Origin of the sequence: Sporofaciens sp. SGI.106, from assembly GCF_050314255.1 — a bacterium.
Lineage (GTDB): Bacteria > Bacillota > Clostridia > Lachnospirales > Lachnospiraceae > Claveliimonas.
The window spans coordinates 13,946-26,008 of sequence record NZ_JBNPMZ010000012.1 but is presented as its reverse complement, the minus strand read 5'-3'; the positions used below and the strand labels follow the sequence as shown (position 1 = coordinate 26,008).

Genomic DNA, 12,063 nt, shown 5'->3' with positions numbered 1-12,063 from the left:
ATTATTTTTTCTTCTCGATTTTTGTCATTCCACCCATATATGGCTGTAATACTTCCGGAATACGTACAGAACCGTCTGCCTGGAGGTTATTTTCAAGGAAAGCGATCAGCATTCTCGGTGGAGCTACTACTGTATTATTTAATGTATGAGCAAAATATTTTCCATCTTTTCCTTTTACACGGATACCAAGTCTTCTTGCCTGTGCATCACCCAGGTTAGAACAGCTTCCTACTTCAAAATACTTTTTCTGTCTCGGAGACCATGCCTCTACATCACAGGATTTTACCTTCAGGTCTGCCAGATCGCCAGAGCAGCACTCAAGAGTACGTACCGGAATATCCATTGAACGGAATAAGTCCACTGTATTCTGCCATAATTTATCATACCATTCCATACTTTCTTCCGGCTTACATACAACGATCATTTCCTGTTTTTCAAACTGATGAATACGATATACTCCACGTTCCTCAATTCCATGAGCTCCCTTTTCTTTTCTGAAACATGGAGAATAGCTGGTCAGTGTCTGAGGAAGCTGATCTTCCGTTAACATAGTATCAATAAATTTACCAATCATAGAATGTTCACTGGTTCCAATCAGATAGAGGTCCTCGCCCTCAATTTTGTACATCATTGCATCCATTTCAGCAAAACTCATAACACCTGTCACTACATTACTTCTGATCATAAACGGTGGAATACAGTATGTGAAGCCGCGGTTGATCATGAAATCACGCGCATAGGAAATTACTGCTGAATGAAGTCTTGCAATATCGCCCATCAGGTAATAAAAACCATTTCCTGCAACCTTTCCTGCACTTTCAAGATCAATACCATTGAAGCTTTCCATAATCTCTGTATGATAAGGAATCTCATACTCCGGAACAACAGGATCTCCGTATTTCTGAATTTCTACGTTCTCACTGTCATCTTTTCCAATCGGAACAGAAGGATCAATAATATTTGGAATAGTCATCATGATTTTTTTAATTCTTGCCTCTACATCCTTCTCTTCTCCAGATAAAGCCTCTACTCTGTCAGCATTTGCCTGAACCTGTTTTTTCAATTCTTCTGCTTCTTCTTTCTTTCCCTGTGCCATACATGCACCAATCTGTTTGGAAATTGTATTTTTTTCAGCACGAAGTGCTTCTACTTCCTGTTTGATATCTCTGTTTCTCTGATCCAGTTCCAGTACTTCATCTACTAACGGAAGCTTATCATCCTGGAATTTCTTTTTGATATTCTCCTTTACTGCTTCTGGATTTGTTCTTACAAATTTAATATCTAACATTTCTTCACCTCATTAAACCTTTCTTATAATTAGTTATTACTTTTAATATCTGTGTCATATGCTTCACTGAAGATTGCTCTGTCAAGTGCTTCCGTCTCTTCTTCCGCAAGTTCTATATAACTTTCACCCTTTACAATTTCTTTTAGATAAGTGTAACATCCTTCTCTGCTATGCATCGCATTCAGAATCCATCCACTATTATTTCCATCCAGCATTGCAATGACAAAGCTTAGCTTTCCACCCATTTCATTAAATGCATCGTATCTCACAATACCAAACTTCTGGAAATTTCGGTCTACAATACGACTCATTTCCTTTACATCCTGTCTGTTCTGTTTTGTTAGTTTGGCAAGAGTATCTATTTCTGAAAACTTTGATAAAATACTCTCTTCAAGATTCTTTCCATCTTTTCCCCTCATAAACGAATTATAACTGTTTTTTAACCGATCATACTTCATACTCACATTTACATATAAGGCAAACAAGACGATTATGAGTACAATCAAAAATAAAAAGATGAATGCCGGATCTATTCCAAGCTTTGCTAATATTTTACTTTCCATACACCCTTATTTCCTTTCATTTATTCTCCCTTTTGCAATGACATTATCATTTCAAACATACGTTCTAATTCTTCGTCAGAGTAATACTCTATCTCTATCTTCCCCTTTCCATTTCCTTTGGATGTCACATTTACCTTTGTTCCCAGTACCTGTTTCATCTTATTTCCAATATCCTCGTATATAAAAGCGTTCTCTACTACTTTTTTAGGTTTTGGTTTTTTGGGATTTTTCAATTCTTTTATCAGTTTTTCTGTTTCACGAACACTTAACTTTTCATCAAATATTTTATTTGCCAGCTGATATTGTTGTTCCGGATCATCAATTGCCAGAAGAGCTCTTGCATGTCCCGTGCTTATCATATCATCTACTATCATCTGCTGTACTTTTTCATTCAATTTCAGAAGACGCATAGAATTAGTAACCGCTGTCCTGCTCTTTGATACTCTTTCCGCCACCTCATCCTGTTTTAAATTAAACTCAGTTAATAATCTTTTAAAGGCCATTGCTTCTTCGATTGGATTCAGGTTTTCTCTCTGTATGTTTTCAATAAGAGCAATTTCTACGATTTCCTGTTGGCTGTAATCCTTTACAATCACAGGTATTTCCTTAATTCCGGCAAGTTTTGCTGCTCTCCATCGTCTTTCTCCTGCGATTATTTCATAATAATCGTTTTGTTTTCTTACAATTAATGGCTGTAATACACCAAATTGCTTGATAGAATCTGCTAATTCCAGAAGTGAATCTTCTTCAAAATTTCTTCTCGGCTGATTTCTGTTTGGCTCTACCATATTTATTTTTACCATTTTTTCGCCTTTTTCAGATACTTCACTACTCTGAGAGACCATCTCCGACGATTTAGATACAGTTTTCGCAGAATTTCCGGCTGGTATCAGACTATCAAGGCCTTTTCCTAGTCCTTTTTTCTTTACGGCCATATTATTTCCTCCTGTTAAACTATCTATTAATCACTTCTTCTGCTAGCATTCGATAACTTTCTGCTCCTGTAGATTTTGTATCATATTTATTGATAGGCATACCATAACTGGGAGCTTCTGCCAAACGAATATTTCTTGGTATTATGGTTTTATATATATTCTGATTAAGATTGTCTTTTACATTTTCCACCACCTGAAGGGATAGATTTGTTCTCGCATCGTACATTGTAAATACAACTCCCTCTATCTCGAGCTCCGGATTCAGTCTTTCCTTAACCAGTTCAATTGTATGTATCAACTGACTCAATCCTTCCAACGCATAATATTCACATTGAATAGGAACCAGAACACTGTCAGCTGTTGTCATAGCGTTAACTGTTAACATACTTAATGATGGAGGACAGTCTATAATCACAAAATCATATTCATCCTTCACTCTATGTATCGCATTTCTTATAATATATTCCTTATCTTCAACCCCTATCAGTTCAATCTCAGCTGCAGATAAGTCTATATTTGTTGGAATCACATCAAGATTTTCTAATGCTTCCTGACAGATTACTTCATTTATTTCTGCTTCTCCTATAATCAGATCATAAACTGTTTTTTCTGCATTATCTTTGTCAACACCCAGTCCACTTGTCATATTTCCCTGTGGATCCATATCAACCGCTAAAACTCTTTTTCCTTTTTCAGCCAGACAGGCGGATAAGTTGATTGCAGTTGTTGTTTTTCCTACTCCACCCTTTTGGTTCGCTATTGCTATAATTCTCCCCATATGTTCATCACCTTTCTTTTACTAAAACTAGTATATCACTTTTTCTTTTTATAATCCACCAAATGTTTCACGTGAAACATTTTTCTACTTTTTAACCAAATGTTTCACGTGAAACATTTTCACTTTTTAGCGCATTTTGAAAGATAGTTCTAAACAATTACTTAATTTATATTTATTCATCATGTTTCGTTGATGACTTTACCTCTTTGTGATAAACTATTTAATAAGAAAAAATGAAGGAGGCTTCATAATGGGTTGGAAGAAAAAGATTACTCTCACAACGTTATTAACTGGTTCTGCTGCAATTGGTATACATTTGATAAATAAAACAATTTACTTATCTTCTATCGTAGACAATAATCTTAACAATAGCGATGGTAATTATTATGAGTGGAAATTTGGAAAAATATTTTATAAAAAAACAGGAAACGGAAAGCCTATACTTCTTGTTCACGATTTATCCACGTTTAGTTCGGCTATGGAATGGAAAAAAATAATAAAAAATCTCAGTCATAATCATACGGTCTATGCAATTGATTTATTAGGCTGTGGTCGTTCAGATAAACCTAATATCACATATACAAACTTTTTATATGTTCAAATGATTACAGATTTTATTAAAAATATAATCAATGAAAAAACTGATATTGCAGCAACAGGTTTATCCGCCAGCTTTGTATTAGGAGCTTGTCATAATGATCATGATATCATTGATAATATTATTCTTATCAATCCGTCCGATATTAAAGCAACATCTAATATACCAACTAAAAGTACAAAAGTACTCACAAAACTGATTAATCTTCCTCTTATTGGCACATTATTATATAACCTCTTGACTACAGAAAAAAATATTCAACTGACTTTCTCTGAAAAGTACTATTATGATTGCAGTAAGATTGATAATCAACTAGTAAAAACATATTATGAAGCTGCACATTGTGGAAATGCTTCTTCTAAATTCCTTTTTGCAAGTATTTGTGGATATTATACAACAGCTAATATTTCTTTATATCTTGAAGGGCTAAACAATAGTATTTTTATATTTGTAGGAGAAAAAGAAGAAATTCAAATGGAGTACGCAAAACAATATCAGACACTTTTGCCTTCTATAGAAATAATAGAAATAGAAAATACAAAATTTCTTCCTCAATTGGAGAAGGCAGATGAATTCACAAAAAATGTTTCTATACTTTTAGTTAGTGACTATACTTCAAATATACCTAATTAGTTAGTGCAAAATGCGGGTCGTACAATCACGCCCCGCATTTTTTCATCTAAAGTTCTTTTACTTTAACTTAATGGTTCTTTTGCCGGCAAGCCAGCTTTTCTTGGATATTTTTTTGCCGTGTGTTCTTTCTTTTCTATTTTGATAAAAGAACGTTTAATATCAGTTCCCGGCAATTCAAATTTCACTATATCTTTTATATCTCCGCCAAGGATTTTAACTGCTCTTTCTGAATTCTTTAGTTCTTCTTCTATCTCTCCAGATTTATATGGTATAAAGAATCCGCCTTCTTTCACATATGGGAGACAATATTCAGATAAAGTAGAAAGATTTGCTACTGCTCTGGAAACACATAGATCATAACTTTCTCTATATTCCTTCTGCTTTGCAGAATCTTCTGCTCTTCCATGAATTGTCTCAATATTCTGAAGTCCCAGTTGATCTATTACTTCGTTAAGGAATTTAATTCTCTTATTTAAAGAATCCAGAAGAGTAATTTTCAAATGTGGAAATGCAATCTTCAATGGTATTCCAGGAAATCCCGCTCCGGTTCCTATGTCTATTACAGATTCAATATTTTTTAAATCCTGAATTTTCACTATAGATAAACTGTCAACAAAATGCTTTTCATTTACTTCTTCATATTCTGTGATTCCCGTCAAATTCATCACTTTATTCCACTCTACAAGAATCTCATAATATTTATCAAATTGCTGATACATTTGTTCTGTAAGAGATATATTTAATTCATTTAATTTACTCTTAAATATTTCACTCATTTTATTTTCTTCCTTTTATCGAAACTGTTCCAGATAAACAAGTAAAACAGATATATCTGCAGGCGATACACCCGATATACGAGATGCCTGTCCAATAGAAACAGGACGATACTCTTTTAATTTCTGAACTGCTTCTATTCTTAGACTTTTCACTGCATCATAATCAATATTATCCGGTATTTTTTTATTTTCCAGTTTTTTAAACTGTTCAACCTGCTTTTTCTGCCGTTTTATATAACCATCATATTTTATATTTATGTTAACCTGTTCCAAAATCTCATTTTTTAATCCCACAGGAAGTTCCGAATGCATTTTATCCAGACTCTCAAGTTTCTCATAGGATAATTCGGGGCGCCGTATTAACTCCGCCAGTGTTGTCCCGGAATTCAGAGGTGTACTTCCATACTGCTTCAAAATGTCCTGAACTTCCGCATTAGCACCGATATTAACATGCTCCAGACGTTCAATTTCTTTTTCAATCCAGTACATCTTATCCACAACTCTCTTATATCTTTCTTCTGATATCAGTCCTACTTCATATCCTATTCTGCTTAATCTCTGATCAGCATTATCCTGACGAAGCAACAGACGATACTCAGCCCTTGAAGTCATCATTCGGTAAGGCTCATGGCTTTCTTTAGTAACCAGATCATCAATAAGCACACCAATATATGCTTCTGATCGATCCAGTATGATTCCTTCCTTTCCCTGCAGTTTTCTCGCAGTATTAATTCCTGCCATCAATCCCTGAGCTGCTGCTTCCTCATAACCGGAGCTTCCGTTAAACTGTCCTCCACTGAACAGCCCCTCCACATTTTTGAATTCCAGAGTAGGTTTTAACTGTCTTGCATCTATACAGTCATATTCAATAGCATAAGCATTTCTGACAATTTTTACATGTTCCAGTCCCGGGACAGTTCTGTACATAGCATACTGAACATCCTCAGGAAGAGAGCTTGACATTCCTCCGATATACATTTCGTTGGTTTCAAGTCCCTCCGGCTCAATGAATACCTGATGGCGGTTTTTATCCGCAAATTTTACCACCTTATCTTCTATAGACGGACAATATCTGGGTCCGGTTCCTTCTATCATTCCAGAAAAAAGAGGAGATCTATCCAGATTATTTCTTATAATCTCATGGGTCTTTTCATTTGTATAAGTAAGCCAACAGGAAACCTGATCTTTCTGTATATCATCCGGATTTGTCGTAAAGGAAAATGGAACAATCCTCTCATCTCCAAACTGCTCTTCCATTTTTGAAAAATCTACTGTATTTTTATCAATCCGAGCAGGTGTTCCTGTTTTAAATCGATACATTTTTATTCCCAGTTTTTTCAGACTGTCTGTCAGGTAATTTGCAGCCTGGAGTCCATTAGGACCGGTATTTGTGCTGACATCACCGTAAATACATCTGGATTTCAGATAAGTTCCCGTACACAGTATCACTGCCTTGCAACGGTAAATTGTTCCGGAATAAGTCTGCACTCCCGTCACTTTTCCATTTTCTGTCAGTATTTCTACTACTTCTGCCTGCTTTAACTCCAGCCTTTCCTGATTTTCCAGAACCTGCCTCATGGTCCTGCTATACCAGGCTTTATCCGCTTGAGCGCGCAGAGAGTGAACCGCCGGCCCTTTAGACTGATTCAACATTTTGGATTGAATAAATGTTTGATCAATAACCTTTCCCATCTCTCCGCCTAAAGCATCTAGTTCCCGCACAAGATGACCTTTGGAACTTCCTCCTATATTCGGGTTACAGGGCATAAGAGCTACGCTGTCAATACTTACTGTAAATACAATTGTCTCAAATCCCAGACGCGCACATGCAAGTGCTGCTTCACAACCCGCATGTCCCGCTCCGATGACTGCAACATCATAATAATCTTTATTTTCCCATACAGAATTTGCTGAATATTTCATTTACCAAATCTTCTCCTATCGTTTCACCGGTAATACTTCCAAGTGATTCGTATGCATCCATCAGATCAATGGAATAAAAATCCTCCGGCATCTGATTTTCAATACTCTCCACTACCTTTTTCATACTCTCAAGAGCCTGAATTAACGCCGTCTTATGACGCATATTCGTAATATACACTTCACTGTTAAATGAAAGTTCACCATTATAAAACATATCTTTCAAAGTCTGTTCCAGAATATCTATGCCATTCTCATTTTTTACAGATATCTCAATAATCGGAACATCCTTCCCTTTAAAATATATTTCTGTTATCTCATCTTTCGTTACTATCATATCTAAATCTGATTTATTTAACAAGACAACAGCCTTCTTTTTTTCTATCATCCGGAAAATTTCTTCATCATTTTCATCCAGAGGAGAAGCTGCGTCTACAACGCATATAATAAGATCTGCATCCTCGGCATGACTTTTTGCCTTATCCACACCAATCTTTTCTACCACATCACTGGTATCTCTGATTCCGGCGGTATCCATAATATTAAGTGAAATTCCCTGAAGATTAATTGTTTCTTCCAGTACATCTCTGGTAGTTCCGGCGATATCTGTTACAATTGCTCTCTCCTCACCTAAAAGTGCATTCAGAAGAGAAGACTTTCCCGCATTCGGTTTTCCTACAATTACTGTCCTAATTCCTTCTCTCACAATTCGTCCATCATCCGCAGAATCAATCAGTTTTCGAAGTTCCTCTATAATTTCCCGTGAAACTTTCATTAATGTCTCGTCATATCCATCCAAACTGATGTGTTCCGGATCATCCAGTGCTGTCTCAATAAATGCTGTATGATAAATAATTTTATTTCTGATATCTGTTATCTTCTGTTTCACATTTCCTTTTAACTGACTGAGTGAGCTTTTTAATGCATATTCATTTTTTGACTGAATCACATCGATTACTGCCTCCGCCTGTGAAAGATCAAGCCTTCCATTCAGAAAAGCTCTCTTTGTAAATTCTCCCGGCTCTGCAGGCCTTGCCCCGTATTTGATCAAAGTTTCCAATACTTTTTTTACTACAAACACACCACCATGACAATCAATCTCAACTGTATCTTCACCTGTAAAACTATGTGGCCCTCTCATCAGCATAACCAGAACCTCATCTATTACATCATCTCCGTCTGCAATATATCCATAATGAATCGTATGAGATTTCTGGTCTTCCAGTTTTTTTTCACTTTTCCCTCTATATATTCGATCCGCAATCTCTACTGCTTCACTTCCGCTCATTCTCACAATTCCAATTCCTGACTCTGTCATTGCCGTAGAAATAGCCGCTATTGTCTGTGCCTGATTTTTCATCATTAAACTGCACCTCCTAAATCATATAATTCAAATACGCCTTCTGGAAGATGAAAAAAATAGGGGCATAGCCCCTATTTTTAACGTCTTACTAAAGTTACCACTACACGACGGTAAGGTTCTTCACCTTCGCTGTGCGTTGTTACTGACTTATCTCCCTGAAGAGCTGAATGAATAATTCTTCTCTCATATGGATTCATCGGTTCTAATGAAACCGGTCTTCTTGTCTTCTTTACTTTGTGTGCAATATTCTTTGCAAGATTCTCAAGTGTTTCTTTTCTTCTTCTTCTGTAATCTTCTGTATCAAGTTTTACTCTCACATAACCATCCTGCATCTTGTTAGCAACACGATTTGTCAGATACTGAAGTGCATCCAGAGTCTGTCCACGTTTTCCGATCAGAATTCCCATATTCTTTCCGTTCATCTCGATGCTGAGAGCACCCTCTTCATCTATCTTAGATACAATCTCAACTTCCATGTCCATGGTTTTCATCACACTATAAAGGAATTCTTCGCATGCCTTAATCGTTGCATCTTCAACCTTTGCAAGTTCAACCTCTTTGATTTCAGGTTTTTCTTTTTCAATTTCCTTTTTAGTTTCTTTCCGATTTTCTTTTTTCTGATCTTTCTTAAATTCTTTCTTTGGCTCTTTTTTTGTTTCTTTTTTATTTTCTTTCTTGAAATCTTTTTTCGGCTCTTTTGCCGGCTTATCTACAGCTTTTACTGCAGCTGCATCTATGGATTCTTTCTCTTCTTCTTTCTTTGGTTCTTCCTTTATTTCAGGCTCTACCTTCACTTCAGGTTTTCTTCTTGCTTTAATTACGGCCTGTTTCATTCCGAAACCAAGAAATCCTGCACTTCCTTTTTCTATTACATCATAATCCAGTCTGTCACTTGTTACACCAAGCTGTATAAGCGCTTCTGTAATCGCATCGTCCAGCGTTTTAGCGGATACTGTAATTTCCTCCATACTCTCTTCCTCCTTACAGTCCTGAAAGATTAATCATTTTCATTGAATTTTTTAACCATATTAGCCTTGGAAGCCAGACTTCCCGGTTTTGCATTATTTCTCTTTTCCTGAGCTTTCTGCAGTTTTTCTGCTTTTTCTTTTTCAGAAACTGTAGATTTTTTAGCAGAACCAGAAATGTTTCTTGTATTTGTCTGAGCCATCGCATTGATTTTTTCTGCTCTCTCTCCACGTTTTTCACGTTTCTTAGCAGCTTTTTCTTTATTCTTTTCAATCAGATCTTCAACAGACATCTTTTTCAGATGATTATTAATAAGAACCTGCTGTACACATCTTACTATCGCACTGACAATCCAGTACAGACCGATACCAGATGAAAGTGTAAATACCATAAATACAGAGAATAAAGGCATTGTAACATTCATGGTATTCATTGTAGATGCCATCGGATTATCTTTATCAATACTCTGTCCGGAGATAGCCTGAGATAATTTAATACTCAGATACTGTGTAAGACCGGAAATAATCGGCAATGCAATACAAACAACAATTACCAGCGCCGGTGCCATATCGAAAGTATCTCTTGCCTTGATCATTGCTGACGGTGACATAGACAGATTCGGAATCAAAAGAAACTTATGAACATCTGCAGTCGCATTTTTAATTGCAGGAACATATCTTTCCATATCATAAATAACCGGATAAAGAGCAAAAAGCAAAGGCATCTGAATCAATAATGGAAGACATCCTCCCATCATGGATGAACCATATTTATCATAAACCTGCTGCATCTCTTCCTGCTGCTTCAGCATAGATGCCTGATCTTTTTTATTTTTATACTTCTTCTGAATTGCCTGCAATTCCGGATTCATAACAGAAGACATTTTTGTTGTTCTCTGCTGTTTCAATGTTAATGGCAACATTAGAGTATATACGATAATTGTATAGATAATAATTGATAATCCTACAAGACCATTGTCTGTTGGAAGCATATTATCCAATACAGTATAAATACCCTCCATAACCTTACCAAGTAACCAGGCAATCTGTCCAACAATCGGCCAGTCTGCGGTCGTTGCAGCCTTGGCTGCTAATAAAATACCTGACATTATTATTTCCTCCATCTGTGTTATTAGGGAACCGGATCATATCCTCCTTTGGAAAATGGATTACAACGCAGTATTCTCCACACAGCGAGAAGCCCCCCTTTTAAGGCACCATATTTTTCAATGGCTTCTATTGCATACTGAGAACAGGTAGGAAAATATTTGCAGGAGGAATATCCCTTCAATCCTGATAAATATTTCTGATAAAATCGTACCAGTCCTATAAACACTCTTTTCAACTTCTCGTCACTCCATTTAAACTATGTTTCCGTTCTTACTAATTTGTGAAGACGTCCAAGATGAAGCAGAGCACTTTCTATTTCCCAATATGTTCTTTCTTTCGCCCCTGCTCTTGCTATCACTACAATATCATACCCACACATAAATTTGTCTTCACTGAGCCTGTAGCTCTCTCTGATCAATCTGGTTAAGTGATGTCTTACTATACTATTTCCTACTTTTTTACTTACGGAAATTCCGAGTCTGTTCTTATTTAAATGGTTTTCCAACACGTACATTACGAGATAACGGTTGGCATTTGAATTTCCCTTTCGATAGACAGTCTGAAAATCCTTATTTTTTTTTAATGATTCGGAAAATTCCATCGTCATTTCCCCTGTCTTTTTTTTGTAGAAGAAAAGGCCACAATATATGCGGCCTACGCTGACAACAGTTTTCTTCCTTTAGCTCTTCTTCTTGCAAGTACTTTTCTTCCACCTGCTGTGCTCATTCTTGATCTGAAACCATGAACTTTTGCTCTCTGTCTCTTTTTTGGCTGGAATGTCATTTTCATTGATATCCACCTCCTTGTATTTTATACAGGATGACACCTGTTCATTTCTAAAGACATCGCAATTTATTATATAAAAAAAAACGCTGTACGTCAAGCAATTCCTTCTATTTATATTAAAAAAATCATCATTTTTCTTCTTATTCAATACATCTCTGTTTTTATGTTCCAAAAAAGATATCCACAAAATGTTGATATCTTTGTGATTTTATGATGATAACATAAAAATTTCTATCAAAAAACCAATCACCTCCGCACTTTTTTCATTTCATAAAGTTATCAACATTCTTTTTTCATTGCTTAAATTTTTATTTTGATGTAGAATAGTAAAGAGTGGTTTTTTATGCC

At 36.0% G+C, this 12,063-nt stretch carries 13 protein-coding genes; 1 reads left to right on the top strand and 12 read right to left on the bottom strand.

All coding sequences use genetic code 11. The annotated features are described in order from the left end of the window. Position 1 precedes the first annotated feature (1 nt). Genes serS through ACQRCC_RS09835 form a run of 4 tightly spaced genes read right to left on the bottom strand, consistent with a single transcriptional unit; the run spans position 2 to position 3,564 of the window. Entirely contained in the window at positions 2-1,288 is a 1,287-nt protein-coding gene (serS, locus tag ACQRCC_RS09850) for a serine--tRNA ligase (protein ID WP_427850648.1), read from the bottom strand. Between the two features lie 29 nt (positions 1,289-1,317). After that, on the bottom strand, positions 1,318-1,851 hold the full coding sequence (locus ACQRCC_RS09845; RefSeq protein ID WP_427850647.1) for a DUF4446 family protein: 534 nt from the start codon (positions 1,849-1,851) through the stop codon (positions 1,318-1,320). A 20-nt stretch (positions 1,852-1,871) separates the two neighbouring features. Then, entirely contained in the window at positions 1,872-2,786 is a 915-nt protein-coding gene (locus ACQRCC_RS09840) for a ParB/RepB/Spo0J family partition protein (protein WP_427850646.1), read from the bottom strand. Positions 2,787-2,805: 19 nt separating this feature from the next. Continuing rightward, complete coding sequence (locus ACQRCC_RS09835; RefSeq protein ID WP_427850645.1) at positions 2,806-3,564, bottom strand: ParA family protein; 759 nt, start codon at positions 3,562-3,564, stop codon at positions 2,806-2,808. Between the two features lie 250 nt (positions 3,565-3,814). Here ACQRCC_RS09835 and ACQRCC_RS09830 point away from each other — a divergent pair, with 250 nt between their 5' ends. Beyond that, positions 3,815-4,795: an alpha/beta fold hydrolase gene (locus ACQRCC_RS09830; protein ID WP_427850644.1), complete on the top strand. Its 981-nt coding sequence runs from the start codon at positions 3,815-3,817 to the stop codon at positions 4,793-4,795. Between the two features lie 62 nt (positions 4,796-4,857). On the opposite strand, the gene rsmG is transcribed toward ACQRCC_RS09830, so the two are convergent. The 8 genes from rsmG to rpmH all read right to left on the bottom strand — a co-directional run bounded on the left by rsmG (position 4,858) and on the right by rpmH (position 11,718). Beyond that, positions 4,858-5,571, bottom strand: a complete 714-nt coding sequence (rsmG, locus tag ACQRCC_RS09825) for a 16S rRNA (guanine(527)-N(7))-methyltransferase RsmG (RefSeq protein ID WP_427850643.1) — start codon at positions 5,569-5,571, stop codon at positions 4,858-4,860. Positions 5,572-5,586: 15 nt separating this feature from the next. Then, complete coding sequence (mnmG, locus tag ACQRCC_RS09820) at positions 5,587-7,494, bottom strand: tRNA uridine-5-carboxymethylaminomethyl(34) synthesis enzyme MnmG (RefSeq protein WP_427850642.1); 1,908 nt, start codon at positions 7,492-7,494, stop codon at positions 5,587-5,589. Further along, on the bottom strand, positions 7,460-8,851 hold the full coding sequence (gene mnmE / locus ACQRCC_RS09815) for a tRNA uridine-5-carboxymethylaminomethyl(34) synthesis GTPase MnmE (RefSeq protein ID WP_427850664.1): 1,392 nt from the start codon (positions 8,849-8,851) through the stop codon (positions 7,460-7,462). Before mnmE ends, mnmG begins: the two co-directional genes overlap by 35 nt. Positions 8,852-8,931: 80 nt before the next feature. Then, on the bottom strand, positions 8,932-9,822 hold the full coding sequence (gene jag, locus ACQRCC_RS09810; protein ID WP_427850641.1) for an RNA-binding cell elongation regulator Jag/EloR: 891 nt from the start codon (positions 9,820-9,822) through the stop codon (positions 8,932-8,934). Positions 9,823-9,851: 29 nt separating this feature from the next. Then, the gene (locus ACQRCC_RS09805) at positions 9,852-10,928 is read right to left on the bottom strand and encodes a YidC/Oxa1 family membrane protein insertase (protein WP_427850640.1); all 1,077 of its coding nucleotides are present in this window, start codon (positions 10,926-10,928) and stop codon (positions 9,852-9,854) included. 23 nt (positions 10,929-10,951) lie between these two features. After that, entirely contained in the window at positions 10,952-11,164 is a 213-nt protein-coding gene (gene yidD, locus ACQRCC_RS09800) for a membrane protein insertion efficiency factor YidD (RefSeq protein WP_427850639.1), read from the bottom strand. 21 nt (positions 11,165-11,185) lie between these two features. Continuing rightward, complete coding sequence (gene rnpA, locus ACQRCC_RS09795; protein ID WP_427850638.1) at positions 11,186-11,530, bottom strand: ribonuclease P protein component; 345 nt, start codon at positions 11,528-11,530, stop codon at positions 11,186-11,188. 53 nt (positions 11,531-11,583) lie between these two features. Further along, positions 11,584-11,718, bottom strand: a complete 135-nt coding sequence (gene rpmH, locus ACQRCC_RS09790) for a 50S ribosomal protein L34 (RefSeq protein ID WP_427850637.1) — start codon at positions 11,716-11,718, stop codon at positions 11,584-11,586. Positions 11,719-12,063: the final 345 nt, after the last annotated feature.

Coding starts and splice junctions, on each gene's coding strand:
- serS (WP_427850648.1), bottom strand. CDS start 1,288: ATGTTAGATATTAAATTTGTAAGAACAAATCCAGAAGCAGTAAAGGAG.
- ACQRCC_RS09845 (WP_427850647.1), bottom strand. CDS start 1,851: ATGGAAAGTAAAATATTAGCAAAGCTTGGAATAGATCCGGCATTCATC.
- ACQRCC_RS09840 (WP_427850646.1), bottom strand. CDS start 2,786: ATGGCCGTAAAGAAAAAAGGACTAGGAAAAGGCCTTGATAGTCTGATA.
- ACQRCC_RS09835 (WP_427850645.1), bottom strand. CDS start 3,564: ATGGGGAGAATTATAGCAATAGCGAACCAAAAGGGTGGAGTAGGAAAA.
- ACQRCC_RS09830 (WP_427850644.1), top strand. CDS start 3,815: ATGGGTTGGAAGAAAAAGATTACTCTCACAACGTTATTAACTGGTTCT.
- rsmG (WP_427850643.1), bottom strand. CDS start 5,571: ATGAGTGAAATATTTAAGAGTAAATTAAATGAATTAAATATATCTCTT.
- mnmG (WP_427850642.1), bottom strand. CDS start 7,494: ATGAAATATTCAGCAAATTCTGTATGGGAAAATAAAGATTATTATGAT.
- mnmE (WP_427850664.1), bottom strand. CDS start 8,851: ATGAAAAATCAGGCACAGACAATAGCGGCTATTTCTACGGCAATGACA.
- jag (WP_427850641.1), bottom strand. CDS start 9,822: ATGGAGGAAATTACAGTATCCGCTAAAACGCTGGACGATGCGATTACA.
- ACQRCC_RS09805 (WP_427850640.1), bottom strand. CDS start 10,928: ATGTCAGGTATTTTATTAGCAGCCAAGGCTGCAACGACCGCAGACTGG.
- rnpA (WP_427850638.1), bottom strand. CDS start 11,530: ATGGAATTTTCCGAATCATTAAAAAAAAATAAGGATTTTCAGACTGTC.
- rpmH (WP_427850637.1), bottom strand. CDS start 11,718: ATGAAAATGACATTCCAGCCAAAAAAGAGACAGAGAGCAAAAGTTCAT.